General features: G+C 72.6%; 16 protein-coding genes. 9 read left to right on the top strand and 7 right to left on the bottom strand.

Features of this window, described 5'->3' with window-relative positions:
• Positions 1 to 131: 131 nt before the first annotated feature.
• Complete coding sequence (locus B073_RS0116325) at positions 132 to 1,229, bottom strand: MBL fold metallo-hydrolase (RefSeq protein ID WP_018539161.1); 1,098 nt, start codon at positions 1,227 to 1,229, stop codon at positions 132 to 134.
• 237 nt (positions 1,230 to 1,466) lie between these two features.
• On the opposite strand from B073_RS0116325, the gene B073_RS0116320 reads away from it, so the two are divergent.
• A complete protein-coding gene (locus tag B073_RS0116320) occupies positions 1,467 to 2,918 on the top strand; it encodes an aldehyde dehydrogenase (RefSeq protein ID WP_018539160.1) in 1,452 nt (483 codons plus the stop codon).
• Complete coding sequence (locus B073_RS0116315) at positions 2,918 to 3,157, top strand: ferredoxin (RefSeq protein ID WP_018539159.1); 240 nt, start codon at positions 2,918 to 2,920, stop codon at positions 3,155 to 3,157. Before B073_RS0116320 ends, B073_RS0116315 begins: the two co-directional genes overlap by 1 nt.
• Before the next feature lie 181 nt (positions 3,158 to 3,338).
• Here the strand turns inward: B073_RS0116315 and B073_RS47160 are convergent, their stop codons facing one another.
• Both B073_RS47160 and B073_RS0116305 read right to left on the bottom strand, forming a co-directional pair.
• Entirely contained in the window at positions 3,339 to 4,604 is a 1,266-nt protein-coding gene (locus B073_RS47160; RefSeq protein ID WP_199788157.1) for a helix-turn-helix domain-containing protein, read from the bottom strand.
• 1,110 nt (positions 4,605 to 5,714) lie between these two features.
• Positions 5,715 to 6,344 (bottom strand): TetR family transcriptional regulator, encoded by a 630-nt coding sequence (locus tag B073_RS0116305; protein WP_018539157.1) that lies wholly within the window; start codon positions 6,342 to 6,344, stop codon positions 5,715 to 5,717.
• Between the two features lie 240 nt (positions 6,345 to 6,584).
• On the opposite strand from B073_RS0116305, the gene B073_RS0116300 reads away from it, so the two are divergent.
• The 5 genes from B073_RS0116300 (at position 6,585) to B073_RS0116280 (ending at position 11,722) form a co-directional block, all read left to right on the top strand.
• Positions 6,585 to 7,946 (top strand): glycosyltransferase family 4 protein, encoded by a 1,362-nt coding sequence (locus tag B073_RS0116300; RefSeq protein ID WP_026247442.1) that lies wholly within the window; start codon positions 6,585 to 6,587, stop codon positions 7,944 to 7,946.
• Positions 7,947 to 8,023: 77 nt separating this feature from the next.
• Complete coding sequence (locus B073_RS0116295; protein WP_018539155.1) at positions 8,024 to 8,842, top strand: class I SAM-dependent methyltransferase; 819 nt, start codon at positions 8,024 to 8,026, stop codon at positions 8,840 to 8,842.
• A complete protein-coding gene (locus B073_RS0116290; RefSeq protein WP_026247441.1) occupies positions 8,839 to 9,909 on the top strand; it encodes a prenyltransferase in 1,071 nt (356 codons plus the stop codon). The genes B073_RS0116295 and B073_RS0116290 overlap by 4 nt, the downstream gene beginning before the upstream one ends.
• A gap of 108 nt (positions 9,910 to 10,017) precedes the next feature.
• Entirely contained in the window at positions 10,018 to 10,590 is a 573-nt protein-coding gene (locus B073_RS0116285) for a hypothetical protein (RefSeq protein WP_018539153.1), read from the top strand.
• A gap of 331 nt (positions 10,591 to 10,921) precedes the next feature.
• The gene (locus tag B073_RS0116280; protein WP_018539152.1) at positions 10,922 to 11,722 is read left to right on the top strand and encodes a maleylpyruvate isomerase family mycothiol-dependent enzyme; all 801 of its coding nucleotides are present in this window, start codon (positions 10,922 to 10,924) and stop codon (positions 11,720 to 11,722) included.
• 268 nt (positions 11,723 to 11,990) lie between these two features.
• Here the strand turns inward: B073_RS0116280 and B073_RS0116275 are convergent, their stop codons facing one another.
• From B073_RS0116275 to B073_RS0116260, 4 genes are all read right to left on the bottom strand, one after another.
• Positions 11,991 to 13,001 (bottom strand): LLM class F420-dependent oxidoreductase, encoded by a 1,011-nt coding sequence (locus tag B073_RS0116275; protein ID WP_018539151.1) that lies wholly within the window; start codon positions 12,999 to 13,001, stop codon positions 11,991 to 11,993.
• A gap of 171 nt (positions 13,002 to 13,172) precedes the next feature.
• Positions 13,173 to 13,976 carry a DUF5336 domain-containing protein gene (locus B073_RS0116270; RefSeq protein WP_018539150.1) on the bottom strand — a complete coding sequence of 268 codons (804 nt, stop codon included), beginning with the start codon at positions 13,974 to 13,976 and terminating at the stop codon, positions 13,173 to 13,175.
• 186 nt (positions 13,977 to 14,162) lie between these two features.
• A complete protein-coding gene (locus B073_RS0116265) occupies positions 14,163 to 15,086 on the bottom strand; it encodes an N-acetylmuramoyl-L-alanine amidase (protein WP_018539149.1) in 924 nt (307 codons plus the stop codon).
• A 19-nt stretch (positions 15,087 to 15,105) separates the two neighbouring features.
• Positions 15,106 to 15,768 carry a class I SAM-dependent methyltransferase gene (locus tag B073_RS0116260; protein WP_018539148.1) on the bottom strand — a complete coding sequence of 221 codons (663 nt, stop codon included), beginning with the start codon at positions 15,766 to 15,768 and terminating at the stop codon, positions 15,106 to 15,108.
• A 408-nt stretch (positions 15,769 to 16,176) separates the two neighbouring features.
• Here B073_RS0116260 and B073_RS0116255 point away from each other — a divergent pair, with 408 nt between their 5' ends.
• Positions 16,177 to 18,450: an acyl-CoA dehydrogenase gene (locus B073_RS0116255; RefSeq protein ID WP_018539147.1), complete on the top strand. Its 2,274-nt coding sequence runs from the start codon at positions 16,177 to 16,179 to the stop codon at positions 18,448 to 18,450.
• 40 nt (positions 18,451 to 18,490) lie between these two features.
• Positions 18,491 to 19,684 carry a thiolase C-terminal domain-containing protein gene (locus B073_RS0116250; protein WP_018539146.1) on the top strand — a complete coding sequence of 398 codons (1,194 nt, stop codon included), beginning with the start codon at positions 18,491 to 18,493 and terminating at the stop codon, positions 19,682 to 19,684.
• Positions 19,685 to 19,784 lie beyond the last annotated feature (100 nt).

The raw sequence follows: 19,784 nt of genomic DNA, 5'->3' as shown, positions 1-19,784 counted from the left end.
CCGATCGGGTACGGGATGAAGTTGTCCCGCACACTTTAACTCCGGAGGGGGAACGCGCCGCCTCGCGGTCACGCCCGCGGCCGACGCCGCCACGGCCCGCAGACGGGGCCGGAACGACCCAACAAATCCGCCTAAACGGCTACGTACCGGACCGGGTCCGCGCCGGGCACCGTCTCGACCTGGCCGCGTTTGACCAGGTGGCGGAGGTGCGCCTCGGCCTCGGAGACCGCGATGGTGCGGGAGGCCGGCGGGATGTCGTTCCAGGGTCGGTTCCACTGCATCGACGTGGCGAGCTGCCAGGAGGTGAGCGGCTCGTGGAGCAGCGCGCGCAGGCCGGCCAGGCGCTCCTCGTGGTGGGCGAGCAACTCCCGGACGCGGCCCGCGGCGTCCGGGAACGCGTGCTGGTGGGCCGGCAGCACCTCCGCCGGCGCGAGGCGGGCGATCCGTTCGAGCGAGCCGAGGTAGTCGCCGAGCGGATCGCCCCGGTCGGGCAGGTCGGCGGCGACGTCCTCGGGGTCCTCGTACAGGCCGATGTGCGGGGTGATGCCGGGGAGGAGGTGGTCGCCGGAGAAGAGCCGGCCGAAGCCGGCGGGGCGGGCGGCGTCCGGGCGGGGGCCGTCGCGGGGGCCGTCTGCGAGGGCGGGGTGGGCCTCCTCCAGGTGGAGGCAGACATGGCCGGGGGTGTGGCCCGGCGTCCAGATCGCGCGGAGGCGGCGGCCGGGGAGGTCCAGGAGCTCGCCCGGTTCGATGGCGCGGTCGGGCAGTGCGGCCCGCCGGCCGGGCACCCGTCCGCCGCGTCCGGCGGCGCGGGCGGCCCGCAGCGGCTCCAGGTGGTCGTCCGGCGCCCCGGCCGCGGTGAGCGTGGCGAGCAGGTGGTCCAGCCACCGGCCGGGCTCCGCCTCGCGGGTGCGCCGGACCACCGCGGCGTCCGCGGCGTGCATGGCGACCCAGGCGCCGGAGGTCTCCCGCACCTTGGCGGACAGGCCGTGGTGGTCGGGGTGGTGGTGGGTGATCACCACGCCGTGGAGCTCGGCCGGGGCGAAGCCGCAGGCGGTGATGCCGGCGGTGAGGGCGTCCCAGGAGTCCGGGTCGTCCCAGCCGGTGTCGACGAGGACCGGGCCGCGGTCGGTCTCCAGGAGGTGGACGAGGGTGTGGCCGAGCGGGTTGTCGGGGATGGGGACGGCGATGCTCCACACCCCGCCCCTGTGGTCGATCACCTGCGGTGCCATGGATCGCGCCCCCTCCGGTGCCGTTGTGCCCTCAACTATAACTAGAACGAGTTTCAGTGCCAGCTGAACGCACCTTGGCGTCATGGGAGTTGGCATTCGGCCGCTGGGCGTGGACTCCGTGGAGTAGAACTGGTATCAGTTCTGCGGAGGCGTCTCCTGACAGTTCGTCAGGTGCGAACCGACGGAAACGTCATCCGTCGAGAGCGTCATCCGTCGAGACCGTCGGGAGGCGGCAGCATGAGCGACCTCGTCGAACACGGAAAGCTCTACATAGGCGGTGAGTTGGTCGACCCGGCCGGACCGGACACGATCGAGGTCGTCTCACCACACACCGAACGGGTCATCGGCCGCGTCCCGCACGCCGCGCGGGCCGACGTCGACCGGGCGGTGGCCGCGGCCCGCGCCTCCTTCGCGTCCGGTGTGTGGGCCGATGCCCCGCTGGCGGAGCGGATCGCGGTGGTGAGCCGGATCAAGGACGCCTTCGCGGTGCGCAGCGAGGAGTTCGCCCGGGTCATCGGCGCGCAGAACGGGACACCGGTCACCTCGGGCGTCATGGTCCAGTCGCTGGCCGCGATGATGGTGTGGGACGCGGCGCTCACGGTGGCCCGGGACTTCCCGTTCGAGGAGCGCCGGGCCGGGGCGCTGGGACCGCTGCTGGTGCGCCGGGAGCCGGTGGGCGTGGTCGCGGCCGTGGTGCCGTGGAACGTCCCGCAGTTCACCGCCGCCGCCAAGCTCGCGCCGGCGCTGCTGGCCGGGTGCTCGGTGGTGCTGAAGGTCTCGCCGGAGACGCCGCTGGACGCATATCTGCTGGCGGAGATCGTGACCGAGGCCGGGCTGCCGGAGGGGGTGCTGTCGATCCTGCCGGCCGACCGGGAGGTCAGCGAGTACCTGGTCGGCCACCCGGGCGTGGACAAGGTCTCGTTCACCGGGTCGGTGGCGGCCGGCAGGCGGGTCATGGAGGTCGCGGCCCGCAACCTCAGCCGGGTCACGCTGGAGCTGGGCGGCAAGTCCGCCGCGGTGATCCTGCCGGACGCGGACCTGGACGCGGCGGTGGCCGGGATCGCGCCGTTCGCCTGGATGATCAACGGGCAGGCGTGCGTGGCGCAGACCCGGATCCTCGCCCCGCGCAGCCGTTACGACGAGATCGCCGAGCGGTTCGCCGCGGCGGCGGGCGCGCTGACCGTCGGCGACCCGCTGGATCCGGCCACCGAACTCGGGCCGTTGGTCGCCCGCCGCCAGCAGCAGCGTTCGCTGGACTACATCGCGCTGGGGCAGCAGGAGGGCGCCAAGGTGCTGGCGGGCGGCGGCCGTCCGACGGGGCAGCCGACCGGCTGGTACGTCGAGCCGACGCTCTTCGGCGACGTCGACAACGGTATGCGGATCGCCCGGGAGGAGATCTTCGGCCCGGTGATCTGCCTGCTGCCCTACGGGGACGAGGAGGAGGCGGTGCGGATCGCCGACGACTCCGAGTACGGGCTGTCGGGCTCGGTGTGGACGGCCGACGTCGAGCACGGCATCGACATCGCCCGGCGGGTGCGCACCGGGACGTACTCGGTGAACACCTTCAGCATCGACATGCTGGGGCCGTTCGGCGGCTACAAGAACTCCGGCATCGGGCGGGAGTTCGGCCCCGAGGGGTTCGCCGAATACCTGGAGCACAAGATGATCCACCTGCCGGCGGGTGCCTGATGGCGGAGCCGGAGCGCTGGCGGGTGGCGGTGGACCGGGGCGTCTGCATCGGCTCGGGACTGTGCGCCGGGACCGCGCCGGAGCGGTTCCGCCTGGACGCGGCGCGGCAGTCGCACCCCGTCGAGCCGGAGACCGAGCCCGCGGACACCGTCCTGGCGGCCGCCGAGAGCTGCCCGGTGGAGGCGATCACGATCACCACGGCGGACAGCGGGGAGCCGGTGTTCCCACCGGAGGAGTGAGCGGAGGCGAGGGACGGGCGGGGACCGTGGCTGTCTGCGGTCGCCCCCAGTCCCGACGCCACCCTCCGCGCCGGAGGGGGCCGTTGGGGCTGGGGGCCCGGGTCGGGCTGTCAGTCCCGACTCCGGAGAACGCAGCCGTCGCAGTGTCATGCTCGGGCGCCGACGGCAGTTCGTTCCTGCCTCATAGCGTGTACGGATCCTCCTGCATGGCCTCGCTTACTCCGTGGAGGGCGTCCCGAAGGCTCTCAGGAATCTTCGCTTTCCTCTCCCCGATTGCGACGGTTCCCCTCAGTAGATTCCGCGTGCGCACCGAACCGATCTCGGAAACAGTGGGAATGATGGATTCCAGCAATTCCCCTGCTTCCAGCCACGCCTTCTCTTCGAGGAAAGAACCGAGGAGCCTTGCAGATGACATGCTCTGATACCCAACTCGTGGGCCGTTTTGGCAGTGCAGATTCTCCTGAAGCAGCGAGATGGCGGAGCTCCAATTGCCCGAATTCTGAAAGCCGGCAGCTTCATGGCCATTGATTTCTTTAATGCTGATCCACCAGGCCCAGGAGGGGTCGCTGTTCCTCGTGCCCTCTTCGATGAGGGCGCGCGCACGAGCGAATTCTCTGGCGGCTTCCGTCATTCGCCCCGATGCGAATAGGCCGTTGGCCTCACGCGTTCTGAAGATGGCTTCAACGCGCGGCGACAAGTTTCCTCGATCGAGGATGGATCGGGCAATGGCCATCTCTTCCCGTGGCCGCCCCAGCCACCCGGACTGCATGCCCATATTTTGGAGAATCAGGAGTTCGATGGTCCGATCTCCCGACATTCGCGCAAGGAAGAGTGCTTGCTGATTGAAACGGTGCGCTGCTTCGTATTCCTCCGCGTCAAATAGAGCCCATCCTGCAACCTCTGCCAATTCTGCAGCTGCGGCCTGAATGTCTCGCTCGTACTTCGGCTCGGGTTCGCCACTGCCGAGGCGGCGATGCACGGCCTTGAATGCCCGCGCCGCAGTGGCTGCAATGGGAAGGCCGTTGAGGTCATTGTCGAGAGCAACTAGCCTGCGCGAGGTTTCGCGAATCGCCTCGACGTATTTATCGCCTCTCGCTTCGTCCGAAAAAATCGGGACGTGTCGCGGTGGAGTGTGGCCAGGAAATACACAAGCGGCTTCCGGTGACGATTCCCAGGGTCTGGGTGCGAGCCTTAGTGAATATCCTGGGATGCGAAAGGCGTCAGCTACCTTCTCGATTTTCGTCAGCGTGGTAATCGCCCCCTCGCCCCGCGCGAGTTCGCTGATACGGGAAGACTTGATGTCGCACGCTTCCGCGATTCGGTTGTAGCTGATCCCGGCCCATTTTCGAACGAGGTAGAAGAGCTGGCCGAAGTCGTGTGCCTCGATGGCTTCTCGGACATCACTCCGAGCCAGTACCTCTGTCGGGATCGCAGTTGATGGCCTCATGACCAACTCCGGGTAGCCAAATGATGGTTACTGCCCATGCTACGTCCCGTCACCCGACGGCACATCCATGGTGGGTGACCCACCGTGGGCTTACGGCCGCACCGCCACGGCGGAAGGTTGGTGGGCACGGAAGACCCCCGCAACCGATGTGCGTCGGTCCGGGGGCATGGCCATCAACCGCTAGGAGGTTGACGACATGCGCCAACATAGCGCGCGGCTCTTCGAACTGCTGTTGCGGGTGTTACTGCCCGCAGGAGGGCGGCATCGGTCCGCCGATGCATCACCTGAAGCGGGGTGCGAGGACGCGGCGACACCCGTTCCTCCCCGCGTGCCCTCCAAGCACTCGGGGGCGCTGTGTGGTGAGGACGTACCGCTGATCCGCCCGTACGTCCTGACTCCCGAGGAGCGACGGCAGCGAAAGGAGCGACGGTTGCAGTGTGGGCGGCGCCGTGCTCTGTGGCTCGCCGTGCACGGCATCGACGCTGGGCCGCGCTGGATTCACGGTGTGGAGGAGGTGAGTTGATGCCCCGGAGCTGTCGTCCCGTTCACCTGCCGGACCCGTTTCCGATGCCGGAGCCCGAGCCGGTCGCCGGGTGCGACGTGTGCGCCGCCCTGGCCGAGCAGCGTGCGGTGGCGCGTTCCGTCGGGGACAGGACGACGGTGATCGACCGCAATATCGAGATGCGTCGACACCCTCACGTACGGAACGCGAAGTCGTGAGCGAGCGGGCCAAGTTGAGACCGCCGGAGCTGCGACCGCCGTTGGTGGCGACGGGGGAGGGCGTCATCTACGTGCCACCCGGCGATCCGCTGCCTCCGTGCAAGGAGCCGTGTGCCCTGTGCCGTGAAAAGGGGCGGCAGGTGACACCTGGGGAGTAGCGCGATGACTCCGCCCCGGTGAGCGTTCTACGGGGCCTGGCCGGAATGGGGCTCGGCCAGGTTCGAGCAAGGTGTGGAGGGGCGGGGCCCGTAAGGGGTGGGGAGAGGGATCCCGTAGGGGACGGGAGGGCCCCTTGCGGGCCAACTACCCAGAAAGCGGGGAGAGTTAACGACGAGAGCGGGGAGAGTTAACGGCGAGAGAGGGGGGAGCTGACGACGAAAGCGGGGAGGGTTAACGCCCCTCCGGAGCCGTCACATCGATCAGGCGGCAGACCGTTTCGATGTCGATTTTCACCTGGGCGATCGAGGCGCGTCCGGAGAGCCAGGTGATCAGTGCCGAGTGCCAGGTGTGCTCGATGACGCGGACCGCGGAGAGCTGTTCCGGGGTCGGCGGGCCGTCCAGCCCCATCGCGTCGAGGATGATCGCGGTGGTCAGCCGGGAGACGGTGTCCACCTCGGGGCTGACGGAGCGGTCGGCGAAGGTCAGTGCGCGCACCATGGCGTCCGCCAGGTGCGGTTCGCGCTGTAGCGCGCGGAAGGCCCGCATCAGGGTCTGGGCGACCCGGGCGCCGGGGTCCTCCTCCGACGGGGGGCGCTTGCGCAGCGTCTCGTGCATGTGCTGGAGCTGGTCCTGCATGGTGGCGACGAGCAGGTGCACCTTGGACGGGAAGTAGCGGTAGAGGGTGCCGAGGGCGACGCCGGAGGACTCGGCGACCTCGCGCATCTGGACCGCGTCGAAGCCGCCGCGGCCGGCCAGCCTGGCGCTGGTGTGCAGGATGCGGCGGCGCCGGGCCTCCTGGCGCTCCGTCAGGGGAGGACTCGCCGGAAGCGCCGGCCCGGCCGCCTTGGATTCCGTAGTCATGTGTCCCATTCCGTGGCTTTCCCTCCGCGATGCGGCGAGTGCCGGTGGTGCGTGATCGGCACAGCATGGCAGGGGCCGTGCCGTGGCGCGAATCACCTGGTGCGGCTCTTTTCGCTCCGTTCCCGGCCGGTAGATTCGAAACTCGGTGAACTGATCAGTAGCTTTGCAGTTCTGAAACTTGTTCTAGATTACCGCCAGCGGTTACGCTCCGGCGAAAGTCCAGTGAGAAGGGGGCCGTGCGTGACCGCAGAGGCCGTCCAGGCAGCCGCGCCCCGCCCGGCGGAGACCCCCTCGGCCTCCGCCCCGACGGGCGGTGAGCGTCCCCTGAGAATCGCCATGCTCACGTACAAGGGGAACCCCTTCTGCGGCGGACAGGGCGTCTACGTCCGCCACCTCTCCCGCGAACTGGCCCGCCTCGGCCACACCGTCGAGGTCATCGGCGCCCAGCCCTACCCCGTCCTCGACGAGGGCGTGACGCTGACCGAGCTGCCCAGCCTCGACCTCTACCGCCAGCCCGACCCGTTCCGCACCCCCGGCCGCGACGAGTTCCGCGACTGGATCGACGGCCTCGAAGTCGCCACCATGTGGACCGGCGGCTTCCCCGAACCACTGACCTTCTCCCTCCGCGCCCGGCGCCATCTCGCCGCCCACCGCGGCCGGTTCGACGTCGTCCACGACAACCAGACCCTCGGCTACGGCCTGCTCGGCGGCCCCGGCGCGCTCGGCGCGCCGCTGGTCACCACGATCCACCACCCCATCACCGTCGACCGGCGGCTCGACCTGGCCGCCGCGCAGGACTGGAAGCGCCGCCTCTCGGTCCGCCGCTGGTACGGCTTCACCCGCATGCAGAAGCGGGTGGCCCGGCGGCTGCCGTCGGTCCTGACCGTCTCCGGCTCCTCCCGCCAGGAGATCGTCGACGACCTCGGCGTCCACCCCGGCCGGATCCACGTCGTCCCCATCGGCGCCGACACCGACCTCTTCTCCCCGGACCCGTCCGTCCCCGAGGTGCCCGGCCGGATCGTCACCACCTCCAGCGCGGACGTCCCCCTCAAGGGACTGGTCCACCTCGTCGAGGCGCTGGCCAAGGTGCGCACCGAGCAGCCCGACGCGCATCTCGTCGTGGTCGGCAAGCGGGCCGACGACGGGCCGGTGGCCGCCGCCATCGAACGGCTCGGTCTGGCCGGCGCCATCGAGTTCGTCAAGGGCATCACCGACGCCGAACTCGTCGACCTGGTGCGCGGCGCCCAGATCGCCTGCGTCCCCTCCCTCTACGAGGGCTTCTCGCTGCCCGCGGCCGAGGCGATGGCCACCGGCACCCCGCTGCTGGCCACCACCGGCGGCGCCATCCCCGAGGTGGCCGGGCCGGACGGCGAGACCTGCCTCGCGGTGCCGCCGGGCGACGCCGGGGCGCTCGCCGCCGGCCTGCTCCGGCTGCTGGGCGACGAGCAGCTCCGCCGCCGGCTGGGCGCGGCCGGCCGGGAGCGGGTGCTGGCCCGCTTCACCTGGCGGCAGGCCGCCCTCGGCACCGCCGACCGCTACCGCGAGGCCATCGCCCGCCAGGCCGGCCACGCCACCGCCGCGACGGTCGCCGGCCGCCGGTGACCCGCACCATGCCGCCCCATCCGCAGTCCACGCCGTACCTCCCCCGACCCTGACCGCCGGACGAAAGCGTAAACGCCGTGCTGACCGTCGACTTTTCCCGTTTCCCGCTCGCCCCCGGCGACCGCGTGCTCGACCTGGGCTGCGGCGCGGGCCGGCACGCCTTCGAGTGCTACCGGCGCGGCGCGCAGGTCGTCGCCCTGGACCGGAACGGCGAGGAGATCCGCGAGGTCGCCAGGTGGTTCGCCGCGATGAAGGAGGCCGGCGAGGCCCCGGCGGGCGCCTCCGCCACCGCCATGGAGGGCGACGCGCTGGCGCTGCCGTTCCCCGACGAGAGCTTCGACGTCGTGATCATCTCCGAGGTGATGGAGCACATCCCCGACGACAAGGGCGTGCTCGCCGAGATGGTCCGGGTGCTGCGCCCCGGCGGCCGGATCGCGGTCACCGTGCCGCGCTACGGCCCGGAGAAGGTCTGCTGGGCGCTCTCCGACGCCTACCACGAGGTCGAGGGCGGCCACATCCGCATCTACCGCGGCGACGAACTCCTCGGCAAGATGCGCGAGGCCGGCCTGGAGCCGTACGGCACCCACCACGCGCACGGGCTGCACAGCCCCTACTGGTGGCTGAAGTGCGCCTTCGGTGTGGACAACGACCGGGCGCTGCCGGTGAAGGCGTACCACAAGCTGCTGGTCTGGGACATCATGAAGAAGCCGCTGGCCACCCGCCTCGCCGAGCAGGCCCTCAACCCGCTCATCGGCAAGAGCTTCGTCGCCTACGCCACCAAGCCGCACCTTCCCGAGCCGGAGCCCGAGCCCGTGCCGGAGCCGAGGAAGACCGCCGCCAAGCGCACCACCAAGTCCGCCGCCCAGCGCACCGCCGCCCGCGGGGCCGCCAAGTGACGAGTCCCGGGCGTACCGAACGGCTCGTCCTCCCCGGCGTGCTCACCGCCGAACAGGCCGCCCGCACCGTCGCGGGCATCCTGGCGACCCAGCGCACGGACGGCGCCATCCCGTGGTTCCGCGGCCACCACCTCGACCCGTGGGACCACACCGAGGCCGCCATGGCGCTGGACGCCGCCGGCGAGCACGAGCGCGCCGAGGCCGCCTACGACTGGCTGGTCCGGCACCAGAACCCGGACGGCTCCTGGTACGCCGCCTACGCCGACGGCGACCCGGACGCCCCCACCGACCGCGGCCGGGAGAGCAACTTCTGCGCCTACCTCGCCGTCGGCGCCTGGCACCACTACCTGTCCACCGGCGACGAGACCTTCCTCGACCGGATGTGGCCCGCGGTCCACTCGTCGATCGAGTACGTCCTCGAACTCCAGCAGCCCGGCGGCGAGATCGGCTGGAAGCGCGAGGACGACGGCACCCCCGTCCGCGACGCGCTGCTGACCGGCTCGTCCTCCGTCTACCAGGCGCTGCGCTGCGCCCTGGCCCTGGCCGAGCAGTACGAGGAGCCGCAGCCCGACTGGGAGCTGGCCCTCGGCCGCCTCGGCCACGCGATACGCCACCACCCCGAGCGGTTCCTCGACAAGTCCCGCTACTCCATGGACTGGTACTACCCGGTGCTGGGCGGCGCGGTGCGCGGCGCGGCGGCCCGGGAGCGGATCGACGCGGACTGGGACCGCTTCGTCGTCCCCGGCCTGGGCGTGCGCTGCGTGGTGCCCAACCCCTGGGTCACCGGCGGCGAGAGCGCGGAACTGGCGCTGACGCTCTGGGCGATGGGGGAGTCCGACCGGGCCGTCGAGATCCTGAAGTGGATCCGGCACCTGCGCGCCGAGAACGGCATGTACTGGACCGGCTACGTCTTCGAGGACGAGGCGATCTGGCCACAGGAGCAGACGTCCTGGACGGCCGGTTCACTGCTGCTCGCGGTGGCCGCGCTGGGCGGCGACGAGGCCACCACCTCGGTCTTCGGCGGCGAACGTCTGCCGACCGGCCTGGCCCCGGACTGCTGCCGCTAGGGCGCTTCCGGCCCCCCGTCCGGCCGTTTCCCGGTGGCGGCCCTCCGGCGGGCGGGGCAGGCTGCGGACGAGTTCCCCCAGCCGACCCGAGCCCGCCGGAGGCGCGCCGTGCCCCTTCCGCCGTCCCCCCGCCGCGACCGCGCCGCCCTGCACCGGGCCGCGGTCGCGCTGCTGCTGGCCTGCACCCTCGCCCTGGGCGCCGTCGCCTGCGGCGGCTCGAAGAAGAACGCGGGCGGCGCCTCCGCCTCGCCCAGCCCCACCAGCTCCGCCGAGAAGCAGAAGTTCGCCAAGACCCGCTTCGTGACCAACGCCGGGCTCGCGGCCGGCGCCACCTACCAGTGGATCGTCAAGCCGTTCCGCGCCGGCGGCTTCCAGAAGGGCGCCAAGCACCGCAAGACCGCACTGGTCAAGGCGGGCCTGGCCGGGGTCTTCACCTACAACCGGCTCAAGGCCGCGGTACGCAACGCCCAGGGCGACCCGACGCTCTCCAAGGCCCTGGCCCCGCTCGACAGGGGCATCGACTCCCTGAAGAACCTCGGCACCAAGCTCCGCAAGGGCGAGGCCGGCACCGCCGACGTCAACCAGTTCCAGAACGTCATCGGCAACGTCAAGGACGTCGGAAAGAAGAACGGCGCCGAGGTGAAGGACCAGGTGCCGAGCGCCTCGCAATTGGGCGGCTAGTCGCTGCGCTTGGCTTTGCTTCCCACGTTGTCGGCTTTCCCGCCGTGGGGGTTCGCCGTTTTGCGCCTGGCGGCGCTTGCCGTTGCGCCTGACGGCGCGTTTACCGGCCCGCTTCGCGGGCGTTGCTTGTCCGCTGCGCGGGGCTGTCGGGTGCGGTGACGGGCCTCCTGGGCAGGGGTGTGCCGGACTGCTTCGCTTTACGTCCGGCACACCCCTGCCCCTCCGGCCCGTCCCCTCCCGTGGGTGGGAGGATTCCAGGCCGGTTGGGGCGGGTGTCGGTGGGCTGGTGCGGGTTGGTGGAACCGAGCTGGGTCGCACTATTGTGCGACACATGACGTTCCAAGGCTCCCTCGCTCACGAGGAATACTGCGCCCAACTGCTCGTGGAATCCGAGAAGTTCAGGGAAATCGTCCGTCACGGGGACCTCACGGCAAAGGTGCCGACCTGCCCCGACTGGACCCTGGCCGACCTCGCCCGGCACGTCGGCGGTGCACACCGCTGGGCCGGCGAACTGGTCGCCACCCGCGCCACCGCCATGATCGACCCGACGACCGTCGCGGGCGCCGGCGGCCCTGCCGAGGCCACCCCCGAGGCGTTCGACGCCTGGCTGGCCGAGGGCGCCGAACGCACCGTCGCGGCCCTCCGCGAGGCCGGCCCCGACGCCCCCGTGTGGTCCTGGGCGGGCGACAACCGGGCCGGTTTCTGGGCCCGCCGGATGGTCCACGAGACGGTGATCCACCGCGCCGACGCCGCGCTCACCACCGGCGCCGCCTACGAGGTCCCGCCGGAGATCGCCGCCGACTGCCTGGACGAGTGGCTCGAACTGTGCGCGTCGCCCGCCGTGGCGGAGCGCTGGGCCGACCGCGCCGAGGACCTCTTCGGCCCCGGCCGCACCCTCCACCTGCACGCCACCGACACCCCGCCCGCCCTGCACGCCGAATGGCTCCTGGACCTGACCGGCGAACACTTCACCCACCGCCGCGCCCACGAGAAGGCCGCCGTCGCCCTCCGCGCCCCCCTCACGGACCTCCTCCTGGCCGTCTACCGTCGACGTCCCGCCGATGACGGAATCGAGGTGCTGGGCGACCGCTCCCTCTTCGACCGCTGGCTGACCTACGCCTCCTTCGCCTGACCCACCGGACCACTGACCTGAGCCCCCACTCACCCGTCTTTCATGACCACCCACGGGAGGTGACGGGTCGGAGGGGCGGGGGTGTGCCGGACGTAAAGCGAAGCAGTCCGGCACACCCCCGCCCCTCCGACCCGTCACCGCACCCGACAGCCCCGCGCAGCGGATATCGCACCCAACAGCCCCGCGCAGCGGACAACACCCCGCCGTCAGGCGGCCACGGCGGGGCACCCGACCACGTACGACGAGGCCGAGCCGCCAGGCGCAACGGCTAAAGGCCCAGGGACGCCAACACCCGCAACGTCCCCACATCCGTCGCCGTCACCAACAGGTCCGTCACCGGCCCCGCCCGCCACGCCGCCAGCCGCTCGGCGATCCGCTCCCGCGGCCCCACCAGCGAGATCTCGTCGGCGAAGGCATCCGGGACGGCCAGTACGGCCTCCTCCTTGCGGCCTTCGAGGAAGAGCCGCTGGACCCGCCGGGCCTCCTCCTCGAAGCCCATCCGGGCCATCAGGTCGGCGTGGAAGTTCCTGGCCGCGTGTCCCATCCCGCCGATGTAGAAGCCGAGCATCGCCTTGACCGGCAGCAGCCCCTCGGCGACGTCGTCGCAGACCACGGCCCGTGCCATGGGCGCGACCAGAAAGCCCTCCGGGGCGTGGGCCAGCGACTCCCGGTAGACCTCGGTGCGGTACGGCGACCAGTACAGCGGCAGCCAGCCGTCCGCGATCCGCGTGGTCTGGGCGATGTTCCGGGGGCCCTCGGCGCCCAGCAGGATCGGCAGGTCCGCCCGCAGCGGGTGGGTGATGGGCTTCAGCGGCTTGCCCAGGCCGGTGCCGTCCGGGCCCTGGTAGGGGTGTGGGTGGAAGCGTCCGTCCACCGTCACCGGCCCCTTGCGGGCCAGTACTTGGCGGATCACGTCCACGTATTCCCGGGTGGCGGTCAGCGGGCTCTTGGGGAACGGCCGCCCGTACCAGCCCTCCACGACCTGCGGCCCGGACAGCCCCAGCCCCAGCAGCACCCGCCCGCCGGAGAGATGGTCCAGGGTGAGCGCGTGCATCGCGGTGGCGGTGGGCGTGCGGGCGGCCATCTGGGCGATGCCGGTGCCCAGTTTGATGCGCGAGGTGTGCGCGGCGATCCAGGTGAGCGCGGTGAACGCGTCGGAGCCCCACGCCTCCGCGGTCCACACCGAGTCGTAGCCCAGCCGCTCGGCCTCTTGGGCGAGTTCGAGGTGCCGGGGGTCGGGGCCGCGGCCCCAGTAGCCGAGTGCCAGACCGAGTCGCATGGGCCCGCCCTCCGTCGACGACCGGTTGCCGGCCCACTGGTTGACGAGGTGTCAGCAGCGGGTCCGCGCACTGTACGGCGCTGCCGCGGACATGGCAACGGCCCCCCGCCCGCAGGGGCGAGGGGCCGGACCGGCCCGTGAGGCCGCGACAGGACCGCGGGGGCGGCGGCGTCAGCCGCGCTGGATGCCGGTGGTGTCCTGAAGGATGCCGCGTCGGCCGTCCTGGGTCTGCGCGATCAGCGCGGCACCGCGCTGCTCCACCGCGAGGTACCAGGTGCCGGGCGCCAGTTCGGCGATCGGCGACGGCGAGCCGTCCTCGCCGTACAGCGGGCGGGGCACCGGCACCGCGAACCAGAACGGGGCGAAGTCCGCCGGGCCGCCGGCCGCCGGGGCGGCGCCCGTCGCACCGCCGGCCGTGGCCCCGGGGTCCCCGGCCGCGGCCGGCTGGCCGCCGTAGCCCTGGCCGGGCTGCTGCCCGCCGGGGTAGCCGTAGCCGCCCTGCTGCTGGGCGCCCGGGTAGCCGTAGCCCTGGGTGCCGGTGCCGGCGCCGTACGGGCTGCTGACCTGCGGGCGAGGGGCGCCGACCAGAGCCACCTTCAGCGCCGGGACGAGCGGGGTGGCCACCGCGGCGCCCGCCTGGGCCAGTGCCGCGATCAGGCCGAGGATCAGGCCCGCGCCCGCGCCCCGGCTGTCGATGATCGCCCAGAACGCGGTCCAGGCGGCGAACACGGAGAGCGCCACCCCGAACTGACCGAGTTCCAGCCCGGCGACCTTGCGGGGGTGCGGCAGGGCCCGCGCCGTGACGATCAGCGCGGCCGCGATGACGCCGGCCAGGTAGACGCTCATCAGCAGCTGCAGCGATTGCCAGGCGTTCACGTCGCCGTAGGCGGAGAGGCTGAGGAACGAGGCGATCAACAGCAGCACCGCTGCTCCGATCACCACGCCGTCGCCTCGACTGAGGGAGCGGATGTTCACGTAAAGGTCCTTTGTCGGTTTCGTGTTCCTGGTCGACTTCGCGAGGGCGTCGACGCTGTCGCTGGCGCGGTGCGAGGCACGGCGATGGCCCCCCATCGTAAAGGGAACCTATCCTCGAATCCTGTGGGCCGCTTGGGTATCGGTCCGACCCCGGCCGTAAGTCCGTTCGGCGGGCCGGAAGCGCGTTCAGCGCGTCAAGAAGTCCGTAATGCCCTCCGTGATACCCCGGGCCGCCTTTTCCCGCCACTGTGCATCGGTCAATTGCGCGGCGTCCTTCGGATCGCGCATATTGCCGCACTCGATGAACACCTTCGGTACCGCCGAGAGGTTGAGACCGCCGAGATCGGAGCGGGTGTCCAGCCCGGTTCCGTGGCCGAGGTAATTGGAACGCGCGCTTCCGGTGACCGTCGCGAACCTGTCGGCCAGCCGCACGCCCAGTTCCCGCGACGGCCCGACGATCCGGGAGGTGTCGGCCGCGCCCGCGGTGACCCGCGCCGGGAGGATGACGTGGAAGCCCCGGTTGCCCGGCACTGAGCCGTCGGCGTGGACGGAGACCGCCGCGTCGGCGTGCACCTCGTTGCCCGCCGCGGCCCGCCCGTCCACACACGGCCCGTACGGCCGGTCCCCGTCCTGGGTGAGGGCGACCCGGGCACCCTCCGCCCGGAGCAGCGCCCGGGCCCGCCGGGCGACGTCCAGCGTGAACGACGCCTCGGCGTAGCCGTCGTCGGTGGCGGTGCCGGTGGTGTCGCACTCCTTGCGGTCGTTGCCGATGTCCACGAGCCGGGCGATCTCCCGGGTGTGGTCGCGGTTGTGCGGGTTGTGTCCGGGGTCGAGCAGCACGGTCTTCCCCCGGAGGCTGTCCGGGCCGTGGGACGGGGCCGGGCCGTCCGGGCCGCCCGTGGCGCCGTCGCGGCGCTCCCCGCCGCCGTCCGGGCCGGGGCCGCCCGGCGCCGGCGAACCGGAGGCGGCGGCATCGGCGGGGGAGCGGCCGCCGCCCGGCGGCCACCAGACCAGCCAGCCGCCCACCCCGACGGCGACCACCACCGCCAGCACGATCAGCAGGGTGCCGCGCGAGCGGCGGGGCGGGGGGAAAGTACTGCCGTTCGACACCTGCGCGATGGTAGCCGCCTCAGATTCCGGCCCCGGTGCGCCGCAGGACCCGCAGCGAACGGTGGACCGAAACCTCCGTGAACGCACCGGACTCCAGGGCCCGCCGGTAGATGCGGTACGGGGCCTGGCCGCCGTCCGCCGGGTCCGGGAAGACGTCGTGGATCACCAGCAGCCCGCCCTCCGCGACGCGCGGGGCCCAGCCCTCGTAGTCGGCGGTGGCGTGCTCGTCGGTGTGCCCGCCGTCGATGAAGACCAGCCCGGCCGGCGCCCGCCACAGCGCCGCGGCCAGCGGCGAGCGGCCCACCACGGCGATCACGTGCTCCTCCAGGCCGGCGGCGTGCAGGGTGCGGCGGAAGGCGGGCAGGGTGTCCATCCGGCCGACGACCGGATCGACGACCTCCGGATCGTGGTACTCCCAGCCGGGCTGCTGCTCCTCGCTGCCCCGGTGGTGGTCCACGGTGACGACCGGCACGCCGGCGGCCCGCGCCGCCTCGGCCAGCAGCAGTGTGGAACGGCCGCAGTAGCTGCCGATCTCCACCAGCGGCAGCCCCAGCGCGGCCGCCGCACCGGCCGCCGCGTACAGGGCGAGCCCCTCGTCCACCGGCATGAAGCCCTTCGCCGCCTCGAACGCGGCGAGGATCTCCGGCCGGGGGACGGCGGTCGGGGCGGTGGGGGCGGTCATGGGGGTCCTCCTGGTAGGCCGGGCCGAGGGATGGTGGTTCGTAAGGATCGTGCCGTATGGCCGGGGGATATCTGAACGGGGGTTCGCTTTTCCGTTTCCGCGACGGTTTCCCCGGCCGATACCGCGGCTGTTACCGCGACCGATCGTCACGCGGCCGGTGGCGCGAGCCCGTGCCGGCCGCCGGGGCGGCGTCCCGCCGTTCCGAGGCCGTGAATTCCCGCATGGCACCGCCCGTCGATAAACCGCCGCGAGCATCGCGCGCCCGGAATTTCGGACGGGCGGCCGGCCGCACGGAATTCACCGGACCGTTTCCGGACCACCGCAGTCGGGACTGTCCACCGCACCCGCCCTCACCCCACCCCGCACCTGACCTTCCGTCAGAATGAAACGTGTTCTACTGTGCCCGTCATGGGTATCGCTACGGGCACCGGCGCGGGCATCCGTACGGGGGCCGACACCGGCATCGGCATCACGCAGGACCATCGTGACCTCGCGGAGGCGGCGCGCGGCTGGGTCGCACGGGCCGTCCCGCCCGAGGACGTCCGCAAGCTCCTCGACGCGCCGCCCGCGCGGACCGGCCGCCCCGCCCACTGGGACGGGCTCGCCGCCCAGGGCCTGCTCGGCCTCCACCTCCCGGAGGCCGCCGGCGGAGGCGGCGGCGACCTGCTCGATCTCGCCGTCGTCCTGGAGGAGTTCGGCCGCGCCGCGCTCCCCGGCCCGTACCTGCCCACCGTCCTCGCCGCCGCACTGCTGCACCGCGGCGGCGCGCCCCGGCACCTCGTCCGGGCGCTGGTCACCGGCGAGCGGATCGCCGCCGTCGCCCTCGACAGCGGCTCCCTGACCGCCGTGGCAGGCGCCGACGGCTACCTCCTCGACGGCACCGCGCCGCCCGTCCTGGCCGGCGGCGACGCCGATCTGCTCGTGCTGGCCGCGGAGGCCGCCGGGGGCGCCGTGTGGCTGGCGGTGGACGCCGCCGCCCTCGCCGTCCGCGTCCAGGACAGCGCCGACCCGACCCGGCCGACCGCGGAGATCCGCGCGGACGGGACGGCGGTCCCGGGCGACCGGCGGCTGGCGGTCGACGGCGCTCTGGTCCGGGACCTGGCCGGGGTGCTGCTCGCCGCGGAGGGCTGCGGAACCGCCGGCTGGGCGCTGCGCACCGCCGCCGAACACGCCGCGGTCCGCGAGCAGTTCGGCCGCGCCATCGGCCAGTTCCAGGGCGTCAAACACCTCTGTGCCGACATGCTCGTCCGCTGCGAGCAGGCCCGCGCCCTGGTCTGGGACGCGGCCCGGGCCGCCGGCGAACCGCCCGAGGTGCGCGGCCTGGTCGCCGCGCTGGCCACCGCGACCGCCCTGGACGCCGCCACCGGCTGCGCCAAGGACTGCATCCAGATCCTCGGCGGCATCGGCTTCACCTGGGAGCACGACGCCCACCTCCACCTGCGCCGCGCGGTCACCGCCCGCCAGCTCCTCGGCGGCGCCGACACCCACCGGCTGCGCGCCGCCCGCCATGCCGCATCCGGTGCCCGCCGCGCCCTCCGGGTCGAACTCCCCGCCGAGGCCGAGGAGTTCCGGGAACGGGCGCGGGCCGCCCTCGACCGGGTCCGCGGCCCGGCTCCCCATGCCGGTGACGACTCGACGGACGCCGCCGCCACGGACGCCGACGCCCGCCGCGCACTGGCCCCTACCGGATACGCCGCGCCGCATCTGCCCGCCCCGTACGGGCTGGGCGCGGGCCCCGTCGAACAGCTCGCCATCCAGCAGGAGATGGCCGCCGCCGGGGTCCGGGTCGGCGAACTGGGCATCGCCACCTGGGTGGTGCCCGCGCTCCTCGCACACGGCACGGCCGCGCAGCAGGAGCGGTACCTGCCGCCGACGCTCCGCGGCGACATGACGTGGTGTCAGCTCTTCTCCGAGCCGGAGGCCGGTTCGGACCTGGCGTCGCTGCGTACTCGCGCGCAGCGCACCGCGGACGGCGGCTGGCGGATCAACGGCCAGAAGGTGTGGACCTCGGCCGCGCAGACCGCCGACCACGGCATCCTGCTCGCCCGCACCGACCCGGACGCGCCCAAGCACCGCGGTCTGAGCTTCTTCGTCGTCGACATGTCGACGCCGGGGATCGACGTCCGCCCGCTGAAGGAGATCACCGGCGACGCCCTCTTCAACGAGGTGTACTTCGACGACGTACTGCTGCCCGTGGACGCGGTGGTCGGCGCGGTCGACGACGGCTGGCGGGTCGCCCGCACCACCCTCGGCAACGAACGCGTCCACATGGCCGACCAGTTGGCCTTCGACACCGGCCTGGAGGCGCTCGTCGCGCACACCGCCGACGGGGACGGCGCGGTCCGGGCCCGGGTCGGGGCGCTGGCCGCCGAGGCGCACGCGCTCGCCTGCATCGGGCTGCGGACCACCCTCCAGCGGGTGTCGGGCCTGGAGCCGGGCGCCGGCGCCAGCATCCGCAAACTGGTGCAGACCGCGCACCAGCAGAAGGTCGCCGACCTGGCCCTGGAGCTCCTCGGCCCGGCCGGCGCGGTCCGCGAGGGACCCGGCGCCCGTGCGCTGCACGGCTTCCTGATGTCGCGCTGTCTGACCATCGCCGGCGGCACCACCCAGGTCCAGCTCAACGTCGTCGCCGAACGCCTCCTCGGCCTGCCCCGCGACCCGGAACCGCGCCCCCTCATCTGACCTCGCGTCCGTATTCGTCACCTGGCCCAGGAGGATCCGCATGGCCGGCACGGCATACATCATCGGCGTCGGGACGACCCGGTTCGAGAAGCCGGAGACCCGCGACTGGCAGTACTGGGACATGGTGAAGGAGGCGGGCGGCGCGGCGCTCGCCGACGCCGGCATCGGCTACCACGCGGTCGAGCAGGTGCCGGTCGGCTACTGCTACCAGGCGTCGACGGCCGGCCAGCGCGCCGTGTACGAACTGGGGCTCACCGGCGTCCCCGTCTACAACGTCAACAACAACTGCGCCACCGGCTCCACCGCGTTGATGATGGCCCGCCAGTTCGTCGCCTCGGGCCTCAACGACTGCGTGCTGGCGATTGGCTTCGAGAAGATGAAGCGCGGCGCGCTGGGGGCCGGCGCGGAGGGCGGCGCCTTCGCCACCTCGCCGGTCGCCCGCCACTACGGCGTGATGGCCGCCGCCCACGGCTTCGAGGCGACCCCGCCCACCGCCCAGATCTTCGGCAACGCGGCCCGCGAGCACATGGCGCGCCACGGTACGACGGCCGAGCAGCTGGCCATGGTCGGCGCCAAGAACCACCGGCACTCCGCGCACAACCCCTACGCGCAGTTCCAGGACGTGTACACCGTCGAGGAGATCCTCGCCGCGCGCACCGTCCACCGCCCGCTCACCAAGCTCCAGTGCTCGCCGACGTCCGACGGCGCCGCGGCGGCGGTGGTCGCCTCGGAGCGCTTCGTCCGGGAACACGGCCTGGCGGGGCGCGCGGTGGAGATCGCCGGGCAGGCCATGGTCACGGACACCGAGGAGAGCTTCGCCTCCGGCTCCTGCATCGACGTCGTCGGCGCACCGATGAGCCGGGCCGCGGCCCGCCTGGCCTACGAGGCCGGCGGCCTGGGCATCGAGGACGTCGACGTGATCGAGCTGCACGACTGCTTCTCCATCAACGAGCTGCTGACGTACGAGGCGCTGGGGATGTGCGCGGAGGGCGAGTCGGGGAAGCTGGTCGCCGACGGCGCCACGACCTACGGCGGCCGCTGGGTGGTCAACCCGTCCGGCGGGCTGATCTCCAAGGGGCATCCGCTGGGCGCCACCGGCCTGGCCCAGGCGGCCGAGCTGGTCTGGCAGCTCCGCGGCACGGCCGGCGACCGCCAGGTCTCCGGCGCCCGCGTCGGCCTCGCCCACAACATCGGCCTGGGCGGCGCCGCGGTGGTCACCCTGCTCCGCAGGTGACGCCGACGGGGCGGGGGTGGCGTGCGACGGCCCCCACCCCGCCCTACGCCCCCCGTCCTAGGACCCGAGCGCATGGTGGATGCACCGATATCCCGATGCG

It is taken from the genome of Streptomyces sp. MspMP-M5 (genome assembly GCF_000373585.1).
Lineage (GTDB): Bacteria > Actinomycetota > Actinomycetes > Streptomycetales > Streptomycetaceae > Streptomyces.
The sequence above is the reverse complement of the archived record's forward strand: the minus strand, read 5'-3'. Positions and strand labels throughout refer to the sequence as shown.